24 protein-coding genes are annotated in these 25,627 nt (G+C 66.8%); 11 read left to right on the plus strand and 13 right to left on the minus strand.

The window, feature by feature from the left end:
* Positions 1 to 229: 229 nt before the first annotated feature.
* Positions 230 to 520, plus strand: a complete 291-nt coding sequence (locus ACFY32_RS10675; protein ID WP_390673920.1) for a hypothetical protein — start codon at positions 230 to 232, stop codon at positions 518 to 520.
* Here ACFY32_RS10675 and ACFY32_RS10680 read toward each other — a convergent pair.
* Positions 513 to 785 (minus strand): hypothetical protein, encoded by a 273-nt coding sequence (locus ACFY32_RS10680; protein WP_390673921.1) that lies wholly within the window; start codon positions 783 to 785, stop codon positions 513 to 515. The genes ACFY32_RS10675 and ACFY32_RS10680 overlap by 8 nt on opposite strands.
* 243 nt (positions 786 to 1,028) lie before the next feature.
* Positions 1,029 to 1,403 (minus strand): hypothetical protein, encoded by a 375-nt coding sequence (locus tag ACFY32_RS10685; protein ID WP_390673922.1) that lies wholly within the window; start codon positions 1,401 to 1,403, stop codon positions 1,029 to 1,031.
* A gap of 373 nt (positions 1,404 to 1,776) precedes the next feature.
* Between ACFY32_RS10685 and ACFY32_RS10690 the strand changes: the two genes are divergently transcribed.
* The 5 genes from ACFY32_RS10690 to ACFY32_RS10710 all read left to right on the plus strand — a co-directional run bounded on the left by ACFY32_RS10690 (position 1,777) and on the right by ACFY32_RS10710 (position 11,422).
* Positions 1,777 to 4,209: a type I restriction-modification system subunit M gene (locus ACFY32_RS10690; RefSeq protein ID WP_390673923.1), complete on the plus strand. Its 2,433-nt coding sequence runs from the start codon at positions 1,777 to 1,779 to the stop codon at positions 4,207 to 4,209.
* A complete protein-coding gene (locus ACFY32_RS10695) occupies positions 4,206 to 5,438 on the plus strand; it encodes a restriction endonuclease subunit S (RefSeq protein WP_390673924.1) in 1,233 nt (410 codons plus the stop codon). The genes ACFY32_RS10690 and ACFY32_RS10695 overlap by 4 nt, the downstream gene beginning before the upstream one ends.
* Positions 5,435 to 8,548 carry a type I restriction endonuclease subunit R gene (locus ACFY32_RS10700; RefSeq protein WP_390673925.1) on the plus strand — a complete coding sequence of 1,038 codons (3,114 nt, stop codon included), beginning with the start codon at positions 5,435 to 5,437 and terminating at the stop codon, positions 8,546 to 8,548. Before ACFY32_RS10695 ends, ACFY32_RS10700 begins: the two co-directional genes overlap by 4 nt.
* Positions 8,535 to 9,257, plus strand: coding sequence for a M48 family metallopeptidase (locus ACFY32_RS10705; RefSeq protein ID WP_390673926.1), 723 nt, complete (start codon positions 8,535 to 8,537; stop codon positions 9,255 to 9,257). Before ACFY32_RS10700 ends, ACFY32_RS10705 begins: the two co-directional genes overlap by 14 nt.
* A 170-nt stretch (positions 9,258 to 9,427) precedes the next feature.
* Positions 9,428 to 11,422 carry an ATP-binding protein gene (locus ACFY32_RS10710; RefSeq protein ID WP_390673927.1) on the plus strand — a complete coding sequence of 665 codons (1,995 nt, stop codon included), beginning with the start codon at positions 9,428 to 9,430 and terminating at the stop codon, positions 11,420 to 11,422.
* Between the two features lie 532 nt (positions 11,423 to 11,954).
* Here ACFY32_RS10710 and ACFY32_RS10715 read toward each other — a convergent pair.
* From ACFY32_RS10715 to ACFY32_RS10725, 3 genes are all read right to left on the minus strand, one after another.
* Positions 11,955 to 12,617, minus strand: a complete 663-nt coding sequence (locus tag ACFY32_RS10715; RefSeq protein ID WP_390673928.1) for a hypothetical protein — start codon at positions 12,615 to 12,617, stop codon at positions 11,955 to 11,957.
* 137 nt (positions 12,618 to 12,754) lie between these two features.
* Positions 12,755 to 12,913 carry a hypothetical protein gene (locus ACFY32_RS10720; RefSeq protein WP_390673929.1) on the minus strand — a complete coding sequence of 53 codons (159 nt, stop codon included), beginning with the start codon at positions 12,911 to 12,913 and terminating at the stop codon, positions 12,755 to 12,757.
* Positions 12,914 to 13,029: 116 nt separating this feature from the next.
* Positions 13,030 to 13,191, minus strand: coding sequence for a helix-turn-helix domain-containing protein (locus ACFY32_RS10725; protein WP_390673930.1), 162 nt, complete (start codon positions 13,189 to 13,191; stop codon positions 13,030 to 13,032).
* Between the two features lie 121 nt (positions 13,192 to 13,312).
* Between ACFY32_RS10725 and ACFY32_RS10730 the strand changes: the two genes are divergently transcribed.
* Both ACFY32_RS10730 and ACFY32_RS10735 read left to right on the plus strand, forming a co-directional pair.
* Positions 13,313 to 13,879: a hypothetical protein gene (locus ACFY32_RS10730; RefSeq protein WP_390673931.1), complete on the plus strand. Its 567-nt coding sequence runs from the start codon at positions 13,313 to 13,315 to the stop codon at positions 13,877 to 13,879.
* Positions 13,854 to 15,038 (plus strand): tyrosine-type recombinase/integrase, encoded by a 1,185-nt coding sequence (locus ACFY32_RS10735; RefSeq protein ID WP_390673932.1) that lies wholly within the window; start codon positions 13,854 to 13,856, stop codon positions 15,036 to 15,038. Before ACFY32_RS10730 ends, ACFY32_RS10735 begins: the two co-directional genes overlap by 26 nt.
* 284 nt (positions 15,039 to 15,322) lie before the next feature.
* On the opposite strand, the gene ACFY32_RS10740 is transcribed toward ACFY32_RS10735, so the two are convergent.
* Positions 15,323 to 16,162, minus strand: a complete 840-nt coding sequence (locus ACFY32_RS10740; protein ID WP_390673933.1) for an enoyl-CoA hydratase/isomerase family protein — start codon at positions 16,160 to 16,162, stop codon at positions 15,323 to 15,325.
* 98 nt (positions 16,163 to 16,260) lie between these two features.
* On the opposite strand from ACFY32_RS10740, the gene ACFY32_RS10745 reads away from it, so the two are divergent.
* Positions 16,261 to 16,620: a helix-turn-helix domain-containing protein gene (locus ACFY32_RS10745; RefSeq protein WP_359196875.1), complete on the plus strand. Its 360-nt coding sequence runs from the start codon at positions 16,261 to 16,263 to the stop codon at positions 16,618 to 16,620.
* Positions 16,621 to 16,694: 74 nt separating this feature from the next.
* Here ACFY32_RS10745 and ACFY32_RS10750 read toward each other — a convergent pair whose 3' ends face one another.
* The 6 genes from ACFY32_RS10750 to ACFY32_RS10775 form a co-directional block, all read right to left on the minus strand.
* A complete protein-coding gene (locus ACFY32_RS10750) occupies positions 16,695 to 17,816 on the minus strand; it encodes an FAD-dependent oxidoreductase (protein WP_390673934.1) in 1,122 nt (373 codons plus the stop codon).
* 285 nt (positions 17,817 to 18,101) lie between these two features.
* Positions 18,102 to 18,965 carry a DUF1963 domain-containing protein gene (locus tag ACFY32_RS10755; RefSeq protein WP_390673935.1) on the minus strand — a complete coding sequence of 288 codons (864 nt, stop codon included), beginning with the start codon at positions 18,963 to 18,965 and terminating at the stop codon, positions 18,102 to 18,104.
* 204 nt (positions 18,966 to 19,169) lie between these two features.
* Positions 19,170 to 19,628 carry a MaoC family dehydratase gene (locus ACFY32_RS10760; RefSeq protein WP_390673936.1) on the minus strand — a complete coding sequence of 153 codons (459 nt, stop codon included), beginning with the start codon at positions 19,626 to 19,628 and terminating at the stop codon, positions 19,170 to 19,172.
* A 15-nt stretch (positions 19,629 to 19,643) separates the two neighbouring features.
* The gene (locus ACFY32_RS10765; protein WP_390673937.1) at positions 19,644 to 21,158 is read right to left on the minus strand and encodes a long-chain fatty acid--CoA ligase; all 1,515 of its coding nucleotides are present in this window, start codon (positions 21,156 to 21,158) and stop codon (positions 19,644 to 19,646) included.
* Between the two features lie 14 nt (positions 21,159 to 21,172).
* Positions 21,173 to 22,057 carry an amidohydrolase family protein gene (locus ACFY32_RS10770; protein WP_390673938.1) on the minus strand — a complete coding sequence of 295 codons (885 nt, stop codon included), beginning with the start codon at positions 22,055 to 22,057 and terminating at the stop codon, positions 21,173 to 21,175.
* A 1-nt stretch (position 22,058) separates the two neighbouring features.
* Positions 22,059 to 22,970 (minus strand): SDR family oxidoreductase, encoded by a 912-nt coding sequence (locus ACFY32_RS10775; RefSeq protein WP_390673939.1) that lies wholly within the window; start codon positions 22,968 to 22,970, stop codon positions 22,059 to 22,061.
* Between the two features lie 180 nt (positions 22,971 to 23,150).
* Here ACFY32_RS10775 and ACFY32_RS10780 point away from each other — a divergent pair, with 180 nt between their 5' ends.
* A complete protein-coding gene (locus ACFY32_RS10780) occupies positions 23,151 to 23,576 on the plus strand; it encodes a MarR family winged helix-turn-helix transcriptional regulator (protein ID WP_359196855.1) in 426 nt (141 codons plus the stop codon).
* Between the two features lie 9 nt (positions 23,577 to 23,585).
* On the opposite strand, the gene ACFY32_RS10785 is transcribed toward ACFY32_RS10780, so the two are convergent.
* A complete protein-coding gene (locus ACFY32_RS10785; protein WP_359196852.1) occupies positions 23,586 to 24,047 on the minus strand; it encodes a DUF3237 domain-containing protein in 462 nt (153 codons plus the stop codon).
* Positions 24,048 to 24,432: 385 nt separating this feature from the next.
* Between ACFY32_RS10785 and ACFY32_RS10790 the strand changes: the two genes are divergently transcribed.
* A complete protein-coding gene (locus ACFY32_RS10790; protein WP_390673940.1) occupies positions 24,433 to 25,533 on the plus strand; it encodes a DUF4190 domain-containing protein in 1,101 nt (366 codons plus the stop codon).
* Positions 25,534 to 25,627: the final 94 nt, after the last annotated feature.

Genomic DNA, 25,627 nt, shown 5'->3' on the forward strand with positions numbered 1-25,627 from the left:
CGCATCCGACAGGATCAACTCGGCCTTCGGCCGCCCAGTACGTGCCACCAGGCAACCCTACACATCTGAACAGGATTCCTGACTCAGAAGACTAGTGGTGCGGGCGGGTGACGGCGACCCGAGCGTCCCTTGCTTCAGTTGCCGTCAGACGCGCTGGAGGCGACGCCGACGGCCCCCAGCACGCGACACAGACACGGGCCTCCGTATGAGATTGAACAGGACGAAACCCATGACGAAGCGTTCCGAGCCGAAGAAGACGATGACCAAGGAGGAGTGGATCGAACAACAGATGGCCAATGCCCCGGATCCGACGGCCGAGGATGTCTGGTGGGTGCTCAACAGGTTCGGCTTCCCGACGGAACAGGTGGAGGCGGCCTACCAGGCGATGCTCCGGGAGAAGGAGGAACGCTCCGCAAGGCGCACAGCTGGAGCCCTGAGCTTCATCGCGGCTCTAAGGCTCCGCGCCACTCGGCGAGCCGATCAGCCTGCCTGGCTCACGAAACGGGCTGTGTTCAGCTGAACGGGGATGCGCAGGCCATGACCGGCCCGGCCGCCCGGCTCCATGTTTTTCCCCTGGCGAGTGCTGCCGCGCCTTTCGTGCGCAGCGACGTGACCACGGGGGTCAGGAAGTCCGTACGCCAATGCTGCACGGCCTCCGGCTTCATGCCGCTCGCCTCGACCGAGGCCCCCACCCTGGCTTCGAGTACGGCCGCGCCCTGCGCCGCGTCGTCCCCGGTCCACTCGTCCACGTGCTCGGCCACCAGGGCCCACGTCAGCTTGATCATGCGCGGATCGTACGGACGGTGGCGGGCGGCGTGAAGAGCCAGAGGTGCGAGCGGGGGCGGGGGTACGACCCCCGAAGGGGCCCGTCGTCGGCCGCCGCGTCTTAGCAGCTCGGGTTCTGCCACGGTTCCAGGGGCGACGGGGCAGCTGTGGCGCTCCCCCCGGCGGCGAAAGAAGCCGCAGGTCAGCGGCGATTCAACCGTTCTGCAGGGCATCCGTCGGCACTGCACAGGAATGAGAAGCGCTCAGGCCGCGACTTCGCCGGGGTCCTCGTCCTCGTCTTCCGAGGAGCCGCCCCGCTCGTAACCCGACACGTCGATCTCGCGGCCGTCTGCGAGCCGTCTCTTGTGCGGGGCGACGTTGTGCTTGGTGGGCGGGTTCCGCTGCTCCTTCTCCTCTGCAGAGTCGGCGGCCGACCCGGTGTCCTGGGACCCCGCGGCGGCGTTCTGTTCCTCGGCATGCTTAGCGGCCAGGACGGCGACGGCCAGAGCCGCGCTGCCGACCGTGCCGGCCACGGCGAGGATCTTCGGCTTGTGCTTGCTGATCCAGCCCTTCGCCTTGGCGAAAGAGGTCGGCTCGCCGTCCTGGGGGATGGGCTCGCTGGGAGTGGAGTCAGTCACGTGCACAGATCTACCGGACCCGTCCCTCGCCTGTCAGGTAATCACCTGACATCGCCCGATCAGGTTCCGTGGCGCTCGTACGTCTTCGAGTCTTCGCGAAGGTGCATCCTCTGGCGGCCGCAGCGGATTGCCGTCTTCGCTCTGTGGCCCGCCCGCCGGGGGCGGCTCTGCTTGGCGTAGGCCGCGAGGTGCATCTCTTCCTCTGCAGGGCTACTCCGCCGCTTTCTCTACTACGCTTCCCGCGTGGACTCGGCTGCCGCGCTTGCCTGCAACTCGCATCGGCGGCTGGAAACGGCCGCGCGACGTACGTCACGCCGCAGGCATCAGGGTTGGCGGCCCTCGCGACCGCCATGACACACCGGGAAGAAGAGCCTTGGCCCTCAAGAAGACAGACCTCTACCGCTCGCTCTGGAAGAGCTGCGACGAGCTGCGCGGCGGCATGGATGCCGGTCAGTACAAGGACTACATTCTCACGCTGCTTTTCGTGAAGTACGTCTCCGACAAGGCCAAGGCAGACCCCGACAGTCTCATCGAGGTTCCGCCCGGTGGTTCCTTCGACGACATGGTCGCCGCCAAGGGCGACAAAGAGATCGGCGACCGCTTCAACAAGATCATCTACAAGCTCGCCGAGGCTAACGACCTGCGTAACGTCATCGACCTCGCCAACTTCAACGACGAGGAGAAGCTCGGCAAGGGCAAAGAGATCCAGGATCGGCTGTCGAAGCTGGTCGCGATCTTCAGTGACCTTGACTTTCGAGGCTCCCGAGCCGAGGGCGACGATCTTCTCGGCGATGCCTACGAGTACCTCATGCGTCACTTTGCCACGGAGTCCGGCAAGAGCAAGGGCCAGTTCTATACCCCGGCAGAGGTCTCCCGGGTGCTGGCTAAGGTGGTTGGAATCACAAAGGACACCCGGCAGGACCAGACGGTCTACGACCCCACCTGCGGCTCCGGCTCGCTCCTCCTCAAGGTCGCCGCCGAGACCTCACGTGGCATCTCGATCTACGGCCAGGAGAAGGACAACGCCACCTGGGCGCTGTCCAAGATGAACATGATCCTGCATGGCAACGAGGACGCTGAGATCCTCAAGGGTGACACCATCACGAGCCCTCGGTTCACCAGCGGGAACACGCTTCAGACCTTCGACTTCGCGGTGGCCAACCCGCCGTTCTCCCTCAAGTCCTGGAGCAACGGGCTGGAGCAGGAGTACGGCCGTTTCGAGTACGGCCGGCCGCCGGAGAAGAACGGTGACTATGCGTTCTTGCTGCACGTTCTCAAGTCACTCAAGAGCACGGGCAAGGCGGCGGTCATCCTCCCGCACGGCGTGCTCTTCCGCGGTAACGCCGAAGCTGACATCCGTCGGCGCTTGCTGAAGCAGGGGTTCATCAAGGGCATCATCGGCCTCCCCGCGAACCTCTTCTACGGGACCGGCATCCCCGCCTGCATCATCGTTCTGGACAAGGAGAACGCCGTCGGCCGCACCGGCGTCTTCATGATCGACGCGTCCAATGGCTTCATTAAGGACGGCAACAAGAACCGCCTCCGCAGCCAGGACATCCACAAAATCGTCGACGTCTTCACGCGGCAGACTACGATCGACCGCTACTCGCGCATGGTTCCGCTGTCGGAGATCGCCGATTCGAAGAACGACTACAACCTCAACATCCCCCGATACATCGACTCCTCCGATCCCGAGGACATCCAGGACCTCCACGCACACCTGCACGGTGGCATCCCTGACCGCGATCTCGACGCGGTCAGCGGCTACTGGGATGCCTTCCCGCAGTTGCGAGACCAGCTTTTCCAGCCGAACCGTCCCGGCTACAGTGATCTGACCATCGACGTCAGCAAGGTCCAACAGGCGATCCTTGATTCGCCTGAGTTCCAGAAGTTCACCCAAGAGGCCAGGGAACTCACCACTGAGTGGTTCGCCGCTCATCGCAAGCGGCTCGAAGAGATCGACGAGACCACTCGGCCAAATGACCTCATCGCCGTCCTCGCTGATGACCTGCTGGCCCGTTTCAAACCAGTGCCTTTGCTGGACGAGTACGACGTCTACGAACGGCTCATGACGTATTGGCACGACGTCATGCACGATGACGTCTTCATGGTCATGAACGACGGCTGGCTCGAAGCCGCCAAGCCGCGCAAGATCGTGGTGGATAAGGAACGAAAGCTCTCCGAGACCCCAGACCTCGTGGTGGGTACGGGGCGCAGCGTTGAGAAGTACAAGATGGACCTCCTCCCGCCGAGCCTGATCGTTGAGCGTTACTTCGCCAAGGAACGCGCTGAGGTCGATGAGCTGATGTTGGTATGGGAGGAGGCGAGTCGCCTGGTCGAGGAGTACGTCGAGGAGCATGCCGTTGAGGGCGGGCTTCTGGCGGACGCGATGGACGACGAAAAGATTAACAAGGCACTCGCTTCGGCCCGCTTGAAGAAGGCGCGACATGAGGGTACGGATGCAGACGAGGTGACCTCTCTGTCACATCTCATCAAGCTGTATGACGCGGAGGCGGTAGCGAAGAAGGCGGCCAAGGAGGCGGAAGCTGCGCTGAATCTTGCCACGCTGAAGAAGTACGGCGATCTCACCGAGACGGATGTGCAGGGGCTTGTGTTGGATGCCAAGTGGCGTTCCACGGTCACAGCGCGCGTCACGTCCGAAGCCGAGGCGCTAACACTTATTCTAGTGAACCGAATTCAGCAGCTTGGCGATCGCTATACGCAGACTGCCAGCACACTCGCCGCGAGGGTGGAAGTCCTAGAATCCAGGATCACTCGGCATCTGGCGGGAATGGGGATCTCGTGAGCCGGGAAAATTGGGAAAGCCGCCCTCTTGGTGATTTGGCAAGCTTCGCTTCAGGGAAAACTCCTCCGCGATCGCGTCAAGCCGAGTATTTCGATGCAGGGGAAATCCCATGGGTCAAGACCATGGACCTGAATAACGGGCGCATTTCCCGTACGAGTGAGTGCATTACGAGTCGCGCAGTGTCGGATACGAAGATTCGAATCCATCCCCCCGGTACGGTGTTGATTGCAATGTACGGAGGGTTTAGTCAGATTGGTCGAACGGGTATCCTTTGCGCTCCTGCCGCAACCAACCAAGCGATTACCGCGATTTTTCCTGACCCTGACAGTCTAGACTCCAGGTACTTGCTTCATTTCCTGAATTACAAGGTTGACTACTGGCGAACTGTCGCCAGTAGTAGCCGCAAGGACCCCAATATCACAAAATCCGATGTCAGGGGATTCCCGGTGGATCTTCCCTCGCTCAATGAACAGAAGGAAATCTCCGAAGCCCTGGATGATGCCGAAGAGAGGATCTTCTCCTTGCGGCAGTTGATCGCCAAGAAGCAGGCGGTCAAGCAGGGGATTGTGCAGCAGCTCCTCAGCGGAAATATGCGCCTTCCTGGATTTGCCGAGTCATGGGCCTCGGTATCTCTGGGGGAACTCGGAATCTTCCTCAAAGGTCGTGGTGTCCGGCGGGACGACGTGCGACCTTCTGGGATTCCCTGTATTCGGTACGGAGAGCTCTACACGGAATTCGCCAACTATACAGCGGTCACTCGCTCGTTCGTCAGTCATGAAGTTGCCGCCACTGCCCTACCGATCTACTCGGGAGATCTCCTCTTTGCGGGCTCCGGAGAGACGCGCGATGAGATCGGTATGTGCGTTGCCTATGTGGGTGAGCAAGAAGCCGTTGCCGGTGGCGACATCGTGGTCCTCCGGGGTTCCGGCTTTAATCCGGTCTATCTGGCGACCCTCGCAAACTCCCCGGCGGTTGCCCAGCAGAAGGCGCGGGCGGGACAGGGCGATGCCGTCGTTCATATCAGCAGCCGTGCGCTCGCAGAGATCACCGTTAAGATCCCGGAGCGTGTGGAACAAGATGCGGTGGCTGAGGTTCTGATTGATGCCGACCGTGAGCTCGGCGCCCTACACAGGAGGCTTGGGAAGGCGCATGAGCAGAAGATCGGCATGATGCAGGAGCTGCTGACAGGCCGGACGCGACTGTCAGTTCAGGGGGAGGGTGAGGCATGAGTGATGTCGGGCAGGTAGAGCGCGAGACGCAGGAGCGTGTCATCCGGCTGTTCGAGAAGCGGCTGCGCTATCGCTATCTCGGCAACCATGAGCGCCGTGCCCGCAACTCGAACATCGAGGTCGGGCTGTTGGAGGAGAATCTCCGTACGCGGGGCTACAGCAACCTCCTCATCACCAGGGCGATTGACCAGCTGAAGAAGGCCGCCGCGCTCGGAGGTGGCCGAGACCTGTACGAGGCGAACCGCGATGTGTACGGCTTACTGCGCTACGGGGTGAGCGTCAATCCGGGAGGGAGTGAGAAGAATAAGACGGTCTGGCTCATCGACTGGAAGAAACCGCATGAGAACGACTTCGCCATCGCCGAGGAAGTCACGATCGTCGGACGCCAGACGAAGCGCCCCGACATCGTGCTCTACGTAAACGGCCTGGCACTGTCGACTCTGGAACTAAAGCGTTCCCATGTGGCCGTGAGTGAGGGAATTCGGCAGACCATCGGCAACCAACGGCCAGATTTCATCCGGCCGTTCTTCTCGACGGTCCAGCTCGTGCTTGCCGGCAACGACGTCGAAGGGCTGCGCTACGGAGTCATCGACACGCCCGAGAAGTACTGGCTGGAGTGGAAGGAGGAGGCGGAAGGGGGAGAGGAGTCTTCCGACGAGGGGCCGCTGGATCGCGCCCTGCTTCAACTCTGCGGCAAGGAGCGTCTCCTGGAGCTGGTCCACGACTTCACCGTGTTCGACTCCGGTGTCCGCAAGGCGTGCCGCCACAACCAGTACTTCGGCGTGAAGAAGGCACAGGAACGTATCGGTCGTCGTGAGGGCGGCATCATCTGGCACACCCAGGGGTCGGGCAAGTCGCTCACGATGGTGTGGCTGGCGAAGTGGATCCGTGAGAACCAGAAGGACCCCCGTGTCCTCCTCATCACCGACCGCGATGAGCTGGACGAGCAGATCGAGAAGGTCTTCAACGGCGTCAACGAGAAGATCTACCGCACCAAGTCCGGCGCGGATCTCCTGGACACCTTGAACAAGTCCACCGAGTGGCTCATCTGCTCCCTCGTGCACAAGTTCCGCAGCTCTGTGGGCAAGGTAGGCGACGAGGAGAAGGCGCAGGACAAGTTCATCGAGGAGCTCAAGGCCAACGTCCCAAAGGACTTCAAGGCCAAGGGCAACCTGTTCGTCTTCATCGACGAGGCCCACCGCACCCAGTCCGGCAAGATGCATGCCGCGATGAAGCGCCTGCTGCCCGGCGCGATGTTCATCGGCTTCACGGGAACGCCCCTGCTCAAGGCGGACAAGGGTACGAGCATGGAGACCTTCGGTACCTTCATCCACGAGTACAGGTTCGACGAGGCCATCAAGGACGGCGTTGTACTCGACCTGAGCTATGAGGCGCGTGCGATCGACCAGCGGCTGACCTCTGCCGCGCACGTCGACAAGTGGTTCGCGGCCAAGACCAAGGGCATGACGGACCTGTCCAAGGCGGAGCTGAAGAAGCGCTGGGGGACGATGCAGAAGGTCGTCTCCTCCGAGCCTCGGGCGATGCAGATCGTCCAGGACATCCTGATGGACATGGAGACCAAGGACCGTCTGAAGGACGGCCGCGGGAACGCCATGCTGGTCGGTGACAGCGTCTACCAGGCATGTAAGTTCTACGAGTTGTTCTCCAAGGCGGGCTTCGACGGCAAATGCGCCATCGTCACCAGCTATAAGCCGAGTCCGGGAGACATCTCCAAGGAGGACTCCGGTGCCGGCCACACAGAGAACCTCCGGAAGTACGAGATCTACCGGAAGATGCTGGCCGCCCACTTCAACGAGCCCGAAGACGTGGCGATGACGAAGGTCGAGGAGTTCGAGAAGGAGGTCAAGAGGCAGTTCGTCGAGGAGCCTGGCCGTATGCGCCTCCTCATCGTCGTCGACAAACTCCTGACCGGCTTCGACGCGCCGAGTGCCACGTACCTCTACATCGACAAGAAGATGCGCGACCACGGCCTGTTCCAGGCCATCTGCCGCGTCAACCGGCTCGACGGGGATGACAAGCAGTACGGCTACATCGTCGACTACCGCGACCTCTTCAACTCCCTTCAGGACGCCGTCACCGACTACACGTCCGGGATGTTCGATGCCTATGAGCGGCAGGACATCGAGGGCCTGTTGAGCGACCGTATCGACAAGGGGCGAAAGGACCTGGACGATGCGCTGGAACGTATCCGCGCACTGTGCGAGCCGGTCGCGCCGCCCCGAGGCACACTCCAGTACCAGCAGTACTTCTGCGCCGCTGAGCAGGGCAACGCCGCACAGCTCAAGGCTAACGAGCCCAAGCGTGTCGAGCTGTACAAGGCCGTCGCAGGGGTGACGCGGGCCTTCGCCAACCTGGCGAACGACATGGAGGCAGCCAAGTACTCGCCGCAGGCCGCCGAGGACATCCGCAAGGAGGTCCGCCACTACGTGGACGTCCGGGCCGAGGTGAAGCTCGGCGCAGGCGAGGACGTCGACTTCAAGCAGTACGAAGCAGGCATGCGCTTCCTCCTGGACACCTACATCCAGGCGGACGCGTCAAGGACCGTGTCTGACTTCGAGGACGCCGGACTCATCCAGCTCATCGTCGAACTGGGTGCGGGCGCCGTCGACAAGCTGCCTACGGGAATCAAGAGCAACCCCGAAGCCGTTGCCGCGACCATCACCAACAACATGCGCAAGGTGATCGTCGACGAGCGTGCGACGAACCCGAAGTACTTCGACGAGATGTCACAGCTGCTCGACGCGATAATCGAGGAACGTCGCAAGGGTGCGATCGAGTACGAGGAGTACCTCGCCAAGCTGCTGGAGACGGCGGCGGATCTTGGAAGCAGGAACTCAGGCGATGCCGAGCGGTACCCGAAGTGGGCTGACAACGGCGCGCGCAGAGCGCTGTGCGACTTCTTCCGCGACGACCAGCAGCTGGCTATCCAAGTCGACACCACGGTGCTGCACAACAAGCCGCACAACTGGGTGGGTAGCCCAATGAGGGAGAAGAAGCTGCGTATCGCGGTCAAGCGTGCGCTGCCAGACGACTTCGACCGGCTCGATGAGCTCTTCGAACTGGTGAAAGCAAGGCATGAGTATCACTAGCACGCGGATCACCGTCCTCGGCATCGATGTCCAGGTGGACTTCAAGGACATCAAGAACCTGCACATCGGTGTCTATCCGCCGGTGGGCCGTGTCCGGGTGGCGGCACCCCGGCGGATGGATGACGACCAGGTCAGGCTGGCCGTCATCCAGCGGCTGCCGTGGATCAGACGACAGCAGGACGAGCTGCGATCGGCTCGACGGCAGTCCGTGCGAGAAATGGTCGGTGGAGAGTCCCACTACAGCTGGGGTGTGAGGCGACGCCTGAAGGTTGTTGAACGTCCCGGACGTCCGCACGTGGAGATCGACGGAGATCGACTAGTCCTGTACGCGCTTCCGGGAACTGACGACCAAGGACGCCGAGACCTGCTCGACCAGTGGTACCGAGAGCAGCTCCGACGCGCCGTCCCTCCGCTCATTGAGCGGTGGGAGGCGAAGCTCGGCGTCTCGGTGCCCTGGTGGGGCATCCGCCGGATGAAAACCAAGTGGGGCTCGTGCAACCAGGAGACCGGCCGCCTGTGGTTCAACTCCGAGTTGGCCAAGAAGCACCCGGCGTCCCTTGAGTACGTCATCGTCCACGAGATGACGCACCTCCTCGAACGCGGGCATGGCCCGCGCTTCGCCCGGCTGATGGACAGCTGCCTGCCGGACTGGCGCAGTCGCCGCGACGATTTGGACGCGGAGCCGCTCGCTGACGAGCTGTGGACGTGACGTGCCAGGCCGCGCAGGCGAAGGAGCGGATCGTGGACGCACGTCCGGCGCTCGAAAACAGTGAGTGACGTTCATCAGGTATCCGAGTTAATGACAATGACGTGGGAAGCGTTCTGCCTCCCTCCCCGCAGGCCCTAAGAGATGACGCTGACGTGAAAGGTGCTGACCCCATGGCGAAGCTTCGGTTGACCGTAGGGCGCGGACACGTTGAGGAGCTTGCCCGGCTTCGTCATCCTGTGGGAGCTGTCGAGGAGCTGATCTGGAACTCTCTCGACGCGGATGCCGAGAACGTCACCGTCGTACTTGAGCGCAACGACTTCGACGGAGTCGACCGAGTAGCCGTGCTCGACGACGGTACTGGTATCGCGGCGGAGAAGTGCAGCGACTACTTCGAGCAGATCGGTACGTCCTGGAAGAAGCGCACGCAGGTCAGTGAGGTAAAGAAGCGCGTGCTGCACGGGAAGAACGGGCGGGGCCGAGTCCGGGCCTTCGCGCTCGGCAGTGAGGTGCGCTGGACCAGCGTCAGCGGTGCGCGGGGGGACCGCCGGCGTGTGGTCATCGAGTCCGAGCGCAGCTCCATGGACGAGTTCGACGTCAGCGATCCCGAGCCGACGGCCGACGCAACGGGGACGGTCTTTGAGGCGTTCGGCGGGGAGGACCTCCAGAAGCTGACCGAGGATGCCGCCCGTACCGCGCTCACTGCCGCCTTCGCGCTTCACCTGGAGGCGTACCCGGACATCTGCATCACCTACGACGGGACGCGGCTGGACCCGGCGTCTGAGCAGGTTCACGTCGAGACGTACGAGGTGGCGGCTCCGCCGGACAGTTCTCACCCGTCGGCCCAGTTGAAGATCATCGAATGGTCGCGTCCGTACTCCCGGGCTTTGTTCCTCTGCGACGGCCGAGGCATGTCCTTGGCGCAGCTGAAGCCGGAGATCCAGGCTTCGGGCTTCCACTTCACGGCGTACCTGTCCTGGTCGGGGTTCGAGGATGATTCGGTCGGCGACCTCGCCTTCGCCGATTGGACACCGGAGGGGCCTGCTGCCGAGGTGCTGGCCGAAGCCCGAGAGCGTATGCGTGAGCACTTCCGTTCCCGAGCCGATGAGCGCCGTCGTGAGCTCGTCGACTCGTGGCGTGCGGAAGGCTTCTACCCGTATGCAGGCGAGCCCGCCAACGACCAGGAGCGAGCGGAGCGCGAGACCTTTGACGCCGTGGCGACCGCGGTCGTCCGGCACTTGCCGGCGAGCAAGAGGGCCCAGAAGGTGTCCTTCGCGCTTCTGCGCTCCGTCTTGACCCACGAGCCGGGCGAAGTGCTGCGCATCGCCGAGGAGCTATTCGCGCTTTCCAAGCAGGAGCAGGCAGAACTCAGTCGGCTGCTGGATCGTACGCCGCTGTCCGCCTTGATCAAGGCGTCGACCGCGACAACCGGACGCCTCGATTTCCTGTCTGCCCTGGAGCACCTCGTCTTCGACCCTGTGGCCAAGGGGCGGGTCAAGGAACGCACGGAGCTGCACCGGATCCTGGAGAACGAGTGCTGGATCTTCGGTGAGGAGTATGGACTGCACGTCAGCGACCGCAGTCTGAACGAGATGCTGAGACAGCACTGTCGTCTTCTCGATCGGGACACACCCGCACCGGCCCCCGTTCTGAGGGAGGACGGGAGCCGGGGGATCGTCGACCTCATGCTGTCCCGTGCAGCCCGGCAGCGGAAAGGGGAGCGTCACCACCTCGTGATCGAACTCAAGAGGTCGAGTGTCACCCTCGGCATGTCCGAGTTCACGCAGATCAACAGCTATGCGCAAGCGGTTATGAACGACGACCGGTTCCGGGACCCCAAGGTGACCTGGGACTTCTGGCTCGTCGGCAATGCCATGGACGACGGTCTTCGCCAACTTGCTCACCAGCAGGACCGGATGCCTGGATGTGCTGTCAACCAGCCCACGTACCGGATCTGGGTACGCACCTGGGGCGAAATCATCGAGGACGCGCAGGAGCGGCTTCGCTTCTACAGCGAGCAGCTTGAGTATCAGTCGTCGACCGAGCACGCCATGGACTATCTGATCAGGGAACACACTGACGCGGTCATGGATCTGGTGGGCGACGGTACGGTGCCCGCGGCCAGGGCGGGGGACAGCGGAACGATCGGAGCTGCCGCCACATCGTGAGGCCCCATCCCTACGGCGGTGAAGGGCAACGGCGGAACGGCATGGGTAGGGAGCAACGGCGTCAGAAACTGGACGTGAGCCTCACCGACTCCTGACGAGTGGGCCGCATCCGCGGCCCCGAGGAAGGCAGCGGCGAGAGCAAGTACGCAAGTCGAGCCTCGTAAGTCGTCTACGCGAAGAACGGCCGATAGGCCGCTTCCTAGTTGGGCTTCTTCACGGCTTCACGTACTTGCTCTTCTCCGCTGCACAGGCTTACGGCTTCGCCGCTGGACGCAATCGCGTACTTGCGTAAGTCGTCTTGCTCGTTCAACAGCTCCTTCGGGGAGCCGCTGCCTTTGTCTGGCGGGCTTCGAGGCCTCGGGCTTTCGTAGTCCCCCAGTGGCCTGCGTGCTGGTCGGCCACAGGCCGCCAGTGTCCAGAGATCCTGACGTACTTACATAAGTAGAAGGAGGAGCGAGGCTTGCCGAGCGGAGCGAGGTAGCTGGTGGTGGTGACACTTCCTGTAAGGGGGCTGCATCACCACCACCACGGATCAGGCGGGCTCGGAGCGCCTCCGGGTCCAGCGCCCGTCAACGTACTCCAGGGCATCCCTGAGCTTGGGGCGAATGGTCTCCACGCTCTTGCCGACCGTCGGGGCGTACCGCTGGGCGAGCGGCCTGTAGTTCGTCTCCTCCGGCTGCTCCTCGATGATCCGCGCTGCGAGCACTTCGTCCCAGGGCTTCGCCTTCGGCATGTCGACGGCCTTGATCTGGGGCCTCGCCCGCTCCCAGACAGGGACCTCGCTTGTCGCGCTGGCTCGGTGCACGGTGACGTCGAGGTTGAGGTCTTCCCGGGCGCGATTCATCTTGACTTCGATGCGCCGCCCGCGCTTGCCGGAGTTCCTCAAGGTGATGATGCCGCGAGCGCCGGCCGCGATCGCCCGTCCGCCGATGGGCGAGGATGCGACGCTCATTCCCTCCGCCGTTCCCTTCGGGGTGTGCGTCACCACCAGCACGGGGATGCCCATGTCCGTGATCGGACGCAAGCTGTGCCCGAACCGTTGCGCTGTCACCGGGGATGAGATGTCCTCACCCGGTGCGAGCGCGCCGAGCATGTTGTCCAGGACGAACAGGCCCGGCCTGATGTCCGCGAGGTCTTCGTAGATGCCCTTCCAGTAGCCGGAGTCCCCCGCGTCCCGGACGGGGAAGATGGTCACAGAGTCGTCCGGTACGGCACCGTCCAGCCGCTCCTTCAATTCCTCCGCCGCGCCGTCGTCGGTCAGGCCGTAGACGATGTGGTCGATTCTTCGATGTACCGGCAGGCCGAGGCACGTCGGCTCGCCGTTGAGCAGGGCTATGCCATGCCCGCGCTGAGCAGTGTCTTGCCCGCCTTGGGCTCACCCGCCAGCAATGTTGTCCGGGTGGTGAGGAGGTCGCCGATCAGGAACGCGTCCTCGTAGGGGACCCGCTCGATCTCGTGGAGCTGCCGCCCCTTGTCCTTGATGGCTCCCACCGTGCGTGGCCGTCCTTACTTTGAGCGGAGCGGCACAGGTGTGCGCCGCTGTCTCCCGCCGGGTGGCGGGATCATGTGACCTCCATTCGGTCGGGTACAGATGAGAGGACCGCAGGTCAGGCCGAGGCCGGGCACTCCCGGTCGAGCCAGCGGTCGACCTCGGACATGCGGAAGCGCAGGCTGCCGCCGACCTTCCGGTGGTTGTTGTAGATCCAGGCGGGCTTCTTGCCCAGGTACTCAGCCAGTTCGTCAACGGTCATCAGGCGGTTGTGGTGCAAAGACGGATCTCCTTCGGTTCGTCGTACCGGCATCATCCTGAGCAATACACCTGGTTCTGTCAAAGCCGGATGCGTCACATCTAGACTTGACTGGGGTTGAATAGGCTCGTACGTTCCTCGCATGGAGATCACACGTAGCCCTGACGGTCCGCCGTCGCGTGCGGGCATCGAGATTCGCCGGCGTATCGGCTCATGGAAGGTGACGATGTGGCGGCCAGCCGACTCCGTGGGCGGTGGGCCGCAGGAGATTCGGATCGAGCCTCACGAAGACGGCGACCCGCAGGAGATCGCCCGCGGCCTGTCCAGCACGGTGCTCCGGCAGATCGACACCAGATCGTTCGTGGAGATGCTCGACGCAGCTCCGACCGGTATTGACCAGGCCGTGGAGGAGGAAGCAGGACTCCTGCGTGGGTGGCTCGCCGACGCGCCCAGAGGGGTCACCGATAGGTACCTGGCCATGCTCTCGGCGGTCTATGTGCGGGTCGTCGAGATCGGCGAGCGGGCCCCGATCCAGGCGCTTGAGGAGATTACGAACATCAAGCAGGCCACGCTCAAGGGGCACCTGCGCGCTGCACGGAAGCGCGGCTTCCTGACCAAGGTCGAGGGCAAGGCGGGCGGACAGCTGACGGAGAAGGCCGACGAGGTGCTCAGGGAGATGAAGAGTGGCGCAGGTACTGAAGAAGTGTGACTGCCGGAACAAGACCCGGTGCGCGCACCTGTGGACAGTCCGGTACCGCGAGCCCGGTGGGCGGACGGGGCGTCAGCGGGAGAAGTCGTTCCCCACGAAGCGGGAGGCCGAGAGCTTCGGCGTCAAGGCGGAGAACGACAAGCGGGCCGGGGTCTACACCGACCACCAGCTCGGGCAGATCTCCATGCGCAAGTGGGCGGAAGAGTGGCTCGCGCAGCACCAGGTGAACGAGTCGACCCGACGGAACTACCAGGGCTTCATCTCGAACCACCTGGTTCCCGCGCTCGGTGCCCGCACCCTCGCCAGCGTCACCATCCCGGATGTGAAGAAGCTTCAGACAGCCATGGTGAGCGGCGGATTGTCGGCATCGACAGTCAACGACCGTATGAACATCCTGCGCGCCATGATGGCGACCGCCGTCAAGGAACGGCGCATATACGAGAGCCCGTGCGACGGGGTGCCGCCGATCAAGACGGCAGGCGCCGCCGTCGACCCGGACGAGATACCGACGCTCGCGGAGGTGTACGCCATCGCTGCCGCCATGTCCGATCAGTACCGGCTCACGGTGTGGCTCCAGGCGAGTGCTGGGCTGCGTATCAGCGAGGCTCTCGGGCTGACCTCAGACTGCCAGCGAGAGGGCTTCCTGCGGCTGCGCCGGCAGATCAGCGCCAAGGCGAATCAGGGTGACTGCGTGACCCGCTTCGTGCCGCTCAAGCACCGTACGGCGGACGAGTACCGGGACGTGCCCACGCCGACGTTCCTTGACCAGGAGATCGGCAACCACCTGAAGCGCTGGGGCACGGTCGAGGTCGACGGCGTAGAGGCGCTGTTCGCACCGCGTGAGCGGGGCAAGGGGAAGATTCCCACGGCGTCGACGTACGGCTACCACTGGCGGAAGGCGTGCGCGGCGGGGGGCGTGGTCACCTCGGACATGAAGCCGAAGTACACCCCTCACTCGCTGCGCCACTTCTTCGCCTCGACGGCGCTCGCGAACGGCGTTCCGATCCACGAAGTGAGCCGCTGGCTCGGTCACCGGAACATCAAGACGACCATCGACACGTACGGGCACCTGGTGCCGGAGGCGTGGGACCGGTGCCGGGACGTGATGCAGCAGGCGCTTCGGCCGTCGCCGGTACGCGCCGTCGCAGTGGCGGCATGACGTGCTGACCCGGCGACACGGTGCTGACTTGGTGCTGACCCTGCGCCCCTTCGAGGGGCAGAAACCCTTGGGAACACTGGGAAGGAAGGGGTTCCATGAACGTTCCGGTTCAACGTGTAGCGGGTGACACATCACTACATCGCTGATCTGGCAGACGTACAGGTCACAAGGGGTCCGACTCTTCGGGGTCGGGCCCCTGCCCGTCCCTACTGCACGAGGATCTGCCTGGTCGAGCATGCCTGCGTCACTCCGTGGGCGCGGGCGGCCATCAGGTCATGGCTGCTTCAGGCTAGGCCGTCGATCAGGGCCTCCAGGCGGCGCTCTCCGTCCCGGGTCTGCGCGCCGGCGGCCAGTGCCGCCTCTCCGCGGCGGCCCGCGTCGGGAGTGCTGACAAGTCGGCCGAACAGTTCGTTCGCCGTGGCCAGGCCACCGGCGGTGGACACCGCTGCGGCGTCCACCGCCTCGACCGTGGCGCGGGCAACGTCGGGCGCCAGGGCGGCGATGCGGGCGGCCAGGGTGTCGACGACGTGGTCGAGCTCGGCAGCCGGCACGGCCCGGTTCACCCAGCCGATCCGTTCCGCGGTCGGGGCATCGACCAACTGGCCGCTGAGAATGATCTCCAGCGCGCGTGCGCGGCCGACGAGGCCGGGCAGATAGACGGTGCCTCCCGCGCCCGGGATGATGCCCATCGTGTCTTCCGGCTGAGCCAAGCCGGCATGCTCGCGAGCCGCGAACCGCATGTCCATCGCGGACAGCAGTTCCGCACCGCCTCCGCGTGCCAGCCCGCGCAGCTTGGCGATGGTGATCTGCGGCAGGGTCCGGATGCGTTCGTGCAGGCGCATCATCGGGTTCAAGGAGGGGTCCTGCTCCGGGGCGACAGCGAGCGCCGCGAACGACTGAGGGTCCTCGGCGATGCGCATGTCTCCGTGCGCGATGAAGAAGTCCGGGTCCGCGCTGTCGAAAACGATCACTCGGACGTCGGTGGCGGCGGACATGGCGCCCGTGAACCGGTCCAGGTCCGTCATGAGGGCGGCGTCGAGCAGGTTGATGGGAGGGTTGTCGATGACGGCATACGCCACACCGTCGGTGACAGAGACGTGCAGGGTCGAGTACGTGTCGGACATCGGGAGCCTTCCTCACGGATCGAGCTACTAGATATCTGATGTATATCTAGTAGTTCCTGTACACTGCAACGAAATCAGGTATCTTCGAGGAGACCGGCGTGCCTCACATAGAGCTCGGTGACAACGGTCGACAACTGCTCGACCAGCTCTTCGACAAGTGGTCGCTGCTGGTGCTGGACGCCTTGTGCGATCGCCCCCGGCGTTTCAACGAGCTTCGCCAGCACCTGCCCGCGGTCACCCCGAAATCTCTGACGGCATGCCTGCGGCGACTGGAACGCAACGGCGTGATCGAGCGAGTGATCCTGTCCACCGAGCCCGTGGCGGTCGAGTACCGCATCTCCCCTCTGGGGCGCACCCTCCAGGACCCTCTGCAGACCCTGCTGAGGTGGGTGGGCAATCACCTCGACACAGTGGACGCCTCCCGCTCCCGCTACGACCAGCGGCATACGCGCAGTTAGAGCCGAGGCCCACGCCAGGTGGGTGGTCTGTTCCCCGCGGGGGCGCGGCAAGATGGCGAACCCGGACCGGGGTATCAGGAGTGATCGAACAGAGTGACCACGCTGTGCGGTGCTTCCCGGCCGAAAAAGATCTCCAGATTCCGCGCCGAGCGGCCTGCGGCGCCGCTACCACGCAGGAACAGCCGCTCTTCGTAGGCGGTGAGCGCGGCCTCGATGTCGGGTTGCTCGACCAGCTCGCTCGCCAGCTCGGCACCGTCGTACATGGCGAGGTTCGCGCCTTCGCCGGCGAAGGGCGACATCAGGTGCGCGGCGTCGCCGACGAGCGTGACGCCGGGCACCCTGTCCCATTGAAGCCCGACGGGAAGGGCGTAGATGGGTCGGAGCTGGGGTTCCGCGCAGCTCTGCGTCACATAGGCGGTGAGCAGCGGCGACCAGCCGTCGAACTCGTCGGCGACTTGACGGAGGCCGGCGGACGGGTCGCCGAAGTCGATCGACCTCATCCACGTCTCGGGCTTGTTCAGCGCCACGTATCCGCGCACGTGCCCGTCGGGGTAGCGGTGGGCGATGATGCCTTTGTCCGGCGCGACCGCCATCAGGGTGCCGCTGCCGATCGCGGCCACGCTCGCCCGATGGTTCTGGCCGCCCGAGGCGAAGGCGATCTCTATGAAGCAGGTTCCGCTGTAGAGAGGCTCGGCGAGGGTGAGCAGCGGTCGCACCTTCGACCAGGCACCGTCCGCGCCGATGACGATGTCGGCGCGCGTGGCGGAACCTTCCGTGAAGGTGAGGGCGTAGTCGCCCTCCGGACGGCGCCGGATCGAGGCGAGCTTGTGACCCCACTTGATCGTCCCGGGCGCGAGCGAGTCGATGAGCAGGCGCCTGAGTTCGCCGCGATCCACCTCTGGACGGGCCGAACCGGGGTCCGCAGGCATGTCGAGAAGGATCGTGCCGTGCCGGTCGACCACGCGCTTGGCGTCCTCGCCCGGTCGGACCAGAGTGAGGAACTCGTCGTACAGACCGGCTGCGCGAAGCGCGACCTGTCCGGTCTCTTCGTGGATGTCGAGCAAGCCGCCCTGTGCGCGGGCCGTCGCCGAAGCCTCACCCTCGTAGATCGTCGCGGCGATGCCGTGAGCCTGGAGTACCCGGGCGAGCGTCAGCCCGCCCAGTCCCGCTCCGACAATGGCGATGGTCTTCTGCATGCTGCGCTCCTCTGTAGCGCCGACACGCGTCGGCGATTGTCAGCGCCGTGAGCGGACGGGATGTCCGGTCTCGGCAGGAGACGCTCACCGATCAGAACCATCTGCATCGATGTATGCGCGATGCCCGGCGGGTGGACCCGCGGCACATCGTTTTTCGCGACGCTGTGACCATAACCCGGCGGCTGAGGTGCTGGACCGGTACCCGCACCACCCGCGGACGGCCTCTGCCCAACCCGCAAAGCCGCCGCGGACAGCCCAGAACCTCTCGCCCCCGTCATGGCCTGCTCAGGGGTTCCAGAAGACGGTGGTGAACACGCGCTCGAAGCGTCGGGCCGCGAGGTCCTCGCGCTGGATCACCCAGTGGACGGTCGCGCCTTCCCGCCCCTTCACGTCCCTGCCGGCGTACCAGTCGGCGAGGAGCACCCAGTCGGCCACGTCGTCCGAGACGGGACCGTCCCAGTGGCCGGCGTCCACCGCCCGCGCCGCGAGGGACGCCGCGACGTCGACCGGGTCGAACTCCACGGCCTCCTCGTCCGCGTATCCTCCGATCTGCATCTGCGCCGAGGGAGCGATGAGGTTTTTGGTGTTCTCCCATATGTCGACGAGTTCTGAGCAGTGGGGATGCCCGGGGAGGTATACGGCTTCCTCCTCACCGGGGGGAACGATGAACTGGTGGTGAGGGAGCGACACGTCGGCCCGCGCCCGGAGCGGCCCCTGCGGATAGCTCGCGAACACCCTGTCGTCCCCGGCGATGTTCGCCAGGTTCCAGGCGTTCGAATCCCGACGTGTGACGGCCGCGCCGGCCGGCACGTGGATCACGGTGCCCATGGAAGTGTCTTCCCCGGGCTCGGGCAGGGCGAAGAACAGCAACCGGCCGTCGGGCGGCAAGGGGAGGTCCGTCGCGTCGGCCGGCAGTGCGGCGAGGTCGACCGAGGCCACGAAGGGGTGTCCGGGGTCCGGGGTGTCGGCCGGAAGCAGCAGGGGGCCGCCGAACCGTCCCACGACCGGTCCGGTGTCGTCGTCGGACAGTGCCAGGGTGGCGCAGGGACGGGCTGTGGCCAGCCACCGCTCCACATCGTCGGCCGGCACGCCTTGGACCTCGGCTTCTTCACGGAAGGGACGGAACCGGTCCCGTATCGCAGATGTCATGGGCGCACCGTACCGAGCGAAGCGGAGGGCGGCGTCGACGCATCTCCCGTGCGGGGCACGCCCGTTGGCGGTCGACGACAGGGCGCCACGAGCAGACCCCCGAAGGCTTCCCGGCGGTCGGACGGCGCCGCCGATGCGGTACCGCAGGGCACAGCGCTTGGCCAGGTGTTCGGGTTCGACGTCCGAGCCGATGACACCCGCCCCTCACGCGTAATGCCGGTACACCACCTCCGCCACGCACGCCGGCTTGGGCTCGCCCTCGATCTCCACCGTGAACGTCAGGGGCATCTGGACGCCGTTGCCCTTGACGTCCTCCACCGTGCCGACCGCGGCGTGCAGGCGGATCTTCGCGCCGACCCGGACCGGGGCGGGGAAGCGGACGCGGTCGAGGCCGTAGTTGACGCTCATCGTGATGCCGGTGATGTCGAGGAGTTCGCCGAAGAGGGGGATGACCAGGGACAGGGTCAGGTAGCCGTGGGCGATGGGGGCGCCGAAGGGGCCCCGGGCGGCGCGTTCGGGGTCGACGTGGAGCCACTGGTGGTCGTCGGTGGCGTCGGCGAAGGTGTCGACGCGGGATTGGGTGATCTCGCGCCAGTCGGTGCGGCCGAGGTCGGTGCCGGTGAGGGACTTCAGGCCGTCGAGGCCGTGGACGGTGGTGGGCATGGGGAGCCTCTCTGACTAGGAGACCGGGTCGCCGTACGCCCTGCGCAGGGCGGGCTTGACGAGCTTTCCGGAGGCCGTGCGGGGGAGGGTGTCCGCGCGGACGACGGACTTGGGGATCTTGTACTTGGCCAGGCGGGCGCGGAGGTGGTCCAGGAGGTCGGTCTCCGTCACGTCGGTGCCGGGGCGCAGGACGACGATCGCCCGGCCGGACTCGCCCCAGACCGGGTCGGTGACGCCGATGACCGCGCACTCCGCGACGGCCGGGTGGGTGAGCAGGGCGTCCTCGACCTCGGCCGGGTAGACGTTCTCGCCGCCGGAGACGTACATGTCCTTCACGCGGTCGACGATGTACGCGTAGCCGTCGGCGTCGGTGCGGGCCACATCGCCGGTGCGCAGCCAGCGGCCGTCGGTGAAGGCGGCCTCGGTGTCGGCGGGGCGGTTCCAGTAGCCGGTCATGACGTGCGGGCCCTGGACGAGGATCTCGCCGCGCTCTCCGGGGGCGGCGTCGGTGCCGTCGGGGAGCGCCAGCCGGGTGTCGGTGAAGAAGTGCGGGACGCCGGCCGAGCCCGCCTTCGCCGAGGTCTGTGACGCGTCCAGGTAGAGGACCCCGGGGGACGCCTCGGTCAGGCCGTACCCCTGGGCGAAGGCGAGGCCGCGGGCGAGGTAGGCGGCGATGGTGCGGGCGGGGACCGGGGCGCCGCCGCAGTTGAGGGTGCGCAGGCTGGTCAGGTCGGTGGTCGCCCAGCGGGGCCGGGCGGCCATCGCGTCGTACATCGTGGGGACGCCGAACATGCAGGTCACGCGGTGGGTCTCGATGGTGTGCAGGACCTGGTCGGGGTAAAAGGCGCCGTGCAGGATCACCCGGCCGCCCTTGAGGAGGGTGGGCAGGCAGGTCATGTTCAGGCCGGCGGTGTGGAACAGGGGGGCCACGACCAGGGTGACCTCGTCGCCGGCCAGGTCGGTGTCGACGAGGACGTTGACGCTGTTCCAGGTGATGTTGGCGTGGGTGAGGACGGCGCCCTTGGGGCGGCCCGTCGTCCCCGAGGTGTACATGATCATGCAGGGGTCGTCGGGGGAGACCGGTTCGTCGAGGGGGGTGGCGGGGGCGGAGGCGGCCAGCAGGTCTTCGTAGGCGGGGCCTAGGGGGAGCAGACAGGGCGTGCCCGCCTCCCGCGCCGCCCCGCGTGCCGCCTCGTCCTGCGCCGCCGCGTGGATCAGGGCCGTGCTGCCGGAGTCGGCGAGGCTGTACGCCAGTTCCGGGGCGGTCAGCCGGGTGTTGAGGGGGACGAAGACCGCGCCGAGGGCGCCGGTGGCGAACAGGGTCTCCAGGAACGTCGGGTGGTTGGGGCCGAGGTAGGCGATCCGGTCGCCCCGGCCGACCCCCGAGGCGCGCAGCGCGTGGGCCAGGCGCAGGACGCGTTCGTGCAGGTCGCGGTAGGTCCAGGTGCCCTCCTCGTGGACGAGGGCGATCCGGTCGGGGGTCTTGCGGGCCCGGCGTGCCGACCATGATCCGATGCCTTGGTTCAACACGGCGACTCCTTCCCTCACCTGAGCAGGCCGAGCAGACGGGCGGCGTTCTCCTTCAGGACCTTCGGCCGGACCTCGGGCTTGATGTCGAGCTTCGCGAAGTCCGCGAGCCACCGGTCGGGCGTGATGACGGGATAGTCGGAGCCGAAGAGGACCTTCTCCTTGAGCAGGCTGTTGGTGTAGCGCACGAGCTGCGGCGGGAAGTACTTCGGCGACCAGCCGGACAGGTCGATGTACACGTACGGCTTGTGGGTGGCCACCGCCAGCGCCTCGTCCTGCCAGGGGAACGACGGGTGGGCCAGGATGATCCGCAGCTCCGGGAAGTCGACGGCGACATCGTCGACCAGCATCGGGTCGGAATACTTCAGCCGGATGCCGCCGCCGCCCGGCACACCGGCGCCGATGCCGGTCTGGCCGGTGTGGAACAGGGCGGGCACGCCGAGTTCCTCGATGGCCTCGTACAGCGGGTAGGCGAGCCGGTCGTCGGGGGAGAACGCCTGGATGCTGGGGTGGAACTTGAACCCGCGCACGCCGTACTCCGTCACCAGCTTCCGCGCCTCGCGCACCCCCGCGCGGCCCTTGTGCGGGTCGATCGAGGCGAACGGGATGAGGGCGTCCGGGTGGGCGGCGCAGCTCTCCGCGACCTCCTCGTTGGAGATCCGCGGGTGCCCGGTGGCGTGCTCCGCGTCGACGGTGAACACCACGGCCGCCATGCGGCGTTCGCGGTAGTGGGCGGCCATCTCCTCGATGGTCGGCTGCCGGTGGCCGTGCGCCTTGAAGTACGTCTCGGAGGCGCCGAACAGTTCGGGGCTGAGCGCGCCGTGGCCGTCCTTGGAGATCTCCGCGTGCGTGTGCACGTCGATGGCGGTGAGCCGGTCGAGGTCGAGCGCGAGGCCGCTCATGTCACGCCTCCGGGGCCTGCGGCGCGGGGATGCCGTAGGTCTCGGGTTCGGCGCCGACGCCGGACGCCCAGTGCGCGGCGATGGCCTCCGCGCTCCAGCCGCCGTCGGCCAGGGCGACCGCCTTCTCCTTCGGGTGCGCCCACAGGGCGAGCCGGTCGCCGCCGACGCCGATCGCCTGGCCGGTGATGTCCTTGGCCTCGTCGGAGGCGAGGAAGGTGATCAGCCCGGTGACGTCCTCGACGGTGCCCAGGCCCTCGCCCTCGCGCAGCCACCCGGGCAGCGGGCGGCCGGTGCGTTCGGCCTCCTCGATGAGCGGGGCGAACGCCGGGATGGTCCGGGTCATCTCGGTGGCGGCGACCGGCACCACCGCGTTGACGGTGATGTCGGCGCGGGCCAGTTCCAGTGCCCAGGTGCGGGCCATGGCGACGATGCCGGCCTTGGCGGCGGCGTAGTTGGTCTGCCCGAAGTTGCCGCGCTGCCCGGCCGGCGAGGAGATCAGGACCAGCCGTCCGCCGGTGCCCTGCTCCCGCATCCGTACGGCGGCGGCGCGGGCGCAGGTGAAGGTGCCGCGCAGATGGACCCGGACGACCGCGTCGAAGTCCTCGTCGGTCATCTTCCACAGCACCCGGTCGCGCAGGATGCCGGCGTTGGTCACCAGCACGTCCAGGCGCCCGAACTCGGCCACCGCAGTGTCCACCAGGGCCTGGGCCGCGGCGCTGTCGCCGACCGCGGCGACCACCCCGGCCGCCCGGCCCCCGGCGGACCGGATGCCGGTGACGGCGGCGTCCACCGCCGTCCGGTCGAGGTCGTTGACGACGACGGCCGCGCCGGACGCGGCCAGCGCGCGGGCGTATCCCAGCCCGAGGCCGCGCCCGCTCCCGGTGACGACGGCGACCTTCCCGTGCAGATCCATGGCGGATGCCTCTCGTGCGCAGGGCGACGACTGCCGGGGGCACCGGCGCGGACGGCCGGGGACCGACAGGAATCCTGATGAACGCAGTCTTCTCAACCAACAGGATTCCTGTCAATGGCTTAGGCTGGACCCGCCGCCGCCCCGACGGCGCCCGGTGGCCACCAGGAGGGAACGGACGACATGGAACGACCCGCGCAGACCTCGCTGCTCTACCTGATCAAGCGGGCGGAGCTGGTGGTGCGCGCCCGCCTGGAGGAGCTGCTCAAGCCCGCCGGCATCACCGCCCTGCAGTACACCGCCCTCACGGTGCTGGAGCGGCACGACGGCATCTCCGCCGCCCAGTTGGCCCGCGACTCCTTCGTCACCGCCCAGACCATGGCCGACATGGTCCGGGGGCTGGAGAGCCGCGGGCTGATCCGCCGCGAGCCCAACCCGCGCAACCGCCGCGAGCGCCTCATCCTGCTCGCCGAGCCGGGGCGGCGGCTGCTGGCCGAGTACGCCGGGCCCGCCCGCGCGCTGGAGGAGCGGATGACCGACGGCCTGGGCGACAAGGACGTCGAGCGGTTCCGGGAGACCCTCCAGCACGCCTGGCGGGCGCTGTCCTGAGGCCGGCGGCTACCGCAGCGCGTACACGCGGATCACGATGAGGTGCTCGCCCTCGGCGCGGGCGAGGCCGACGAAGACCGTCTCGGCGAGCCAGCGGTGGGCGGGCGCGTCGGTGCGGAAGACCGGTGACGTCCGGAAGTAGTGACCGGCCTCGGCGACCCGCAGCTCCCCGTCGAACTGGTCGGGGCCGCCGGCGTCGGGGCGGTAGTAGCCGCGGTTGACGATGTCGATCACCGCGCCGTCCTCGGCCCGGATCAGATACCGCGCCTCCAGCTCGCTCACCTGCCCGCGCGTACTGTTCCAGTCCCCGCCGCCCGGCAGGACCGAGCCGCGGAGCCGGGGGCCGTCCACGCTGCCGCCGGTGATGGGGACGAACGCGGTCCGCTCGCCGTCTCCGTGGCCGATGTGCAGCGGACCGGCCACCTCGACGCGGATCTCGAAGACGAAGTCGAGTGCGGGGGCGAAGGACATGACGGTTCTCCGGTTTCTGTCGGAAGAGGGGCCCGGGGGCCACCGCGGTGTCCCCGCCGTGGGGGACCGGGCCGGCTGGACGCCCGAGCGGATCACCCGGGCCGCCGCCGCGGCGGACGCCCGGCCGGCGACCGGCCTCGGCGACCGACCTGGGTGACCGGCCTCGGCGATCGGTTCCGGCGACCGACCTGGGTGACCGGCCTCGGCGATCGGTTCCGGCGACCGACCTGGGTGACCGGCCTTGGCGCCCGGCCTTGGCGACCGACCCCGGCGGGCGCCGTCCCGGCGCGCCCGTACGATTCGGCCAGCCGTACCGATGTGCCGTACGGCCCCCGTCGCACGCGGACGCCCGCGCGCCGCCGCCCGAGTCAGGAGCACGGTACCCGTGTCCATACCGCCGCCGCCCCATCCGGCCTGGGGCCACCCCTACTACGCCCCGCCGCGCCCCGCGCCCGTCAACGGCCTCGCCATCTCCGCCCTGGTGCTCGGCGCGCTCTGCTTCCTGCCGGCCGTCGGACTGGTCCTGGGCCTGGTGGCGCTGAGCCAGATCAAGCGGCGGGGCGAGCGGGGCAAGGCACTCGCGGTGGGCGGCGCCGTGCTGTCCTCGCTCGGCCTGGCGCTGTGGGCGGCGGTCCTGGCCACCGGCGGCGCGTCCGCCTTCTGGGACGGCCTGCGCGAGGCGGCCGACGGCGAGGGCACCGCCTACTCCCTCACCACCGGCCAGTGCTTCGACACGCCCGGCGGCTCCCTCGAAGGCATCACCTACGACATCGACACGGTGCCCTGCGCCGGGGAGCACGACGGCGAGGTCTTCGCCTCCTTCGACCTGCCCGACGGCTCCTACCCGGGCGACGACGAGGTCACGCGCTCCGCCGACGAGCGGTGCTACGCCCTGGACGGCGAGTACGCGATGGACGCCTGGGCCCTCCCGGCCGACGTCGACGTCTACTACCTCACGCCGACCCGGCAGAGCTGGCGGCTCGGCGACCGGGAGATCACCTGCCTGTTCGGCAGCACCGACGAGCGGGGCTCCCTCACCGGTTCGCTGCGCAACGACGGCACGACCCTCGACGCCGACCAGGTCGCCTACCTGGAGGCGGACGCCGTGCTCGACGCCGCCCTGGAGTCCGAGCCCGGCGCCGAGTACGTCGAGGACGACCTGCCCGGCCACCGGGCCTGGGCCGGGCGGGTCGCGGACGCCCTCGCCGAGCGGGCCGAGCTGCTGCGCGGGCGCACCTGGCCCGCCGGCGCCGAGCGGCCGGTCGCCGACCTCGCCGACGGCCTGGACCGGGCCCGCGCCCAGTGGCGGCGGGCGGCCGGCGCCGCCGACGCGGACACCTTCTACGAGCACTACGACAAGGGGTACGACCTCATCGACCCCGCCGACGCGGTCACCGCGCGCAAGGCCCTGGGGCTGGCGACGACCCCGCCGTCGTACGAGGACACCGGCGACCCGGGAGGCGACGGCGGCGGCATGGAGGTGTGACGTCTCCTGCAGCCGTCTCCTATAGCGGGGAGAAAGTTCCTGCGTAAAGACCCTGGGCGGCACAAGTCATCACATCGAGTGGTTCTCTGGCCTT

This window comes from Streptomyces sp. NPDC000134, from assembly GCF_042899225.1.
Lineage (GTDB): Bacteria > Actinomycetota > Actinomycetes > Streptomycetales > Streptomycetaceae > Streptomyces.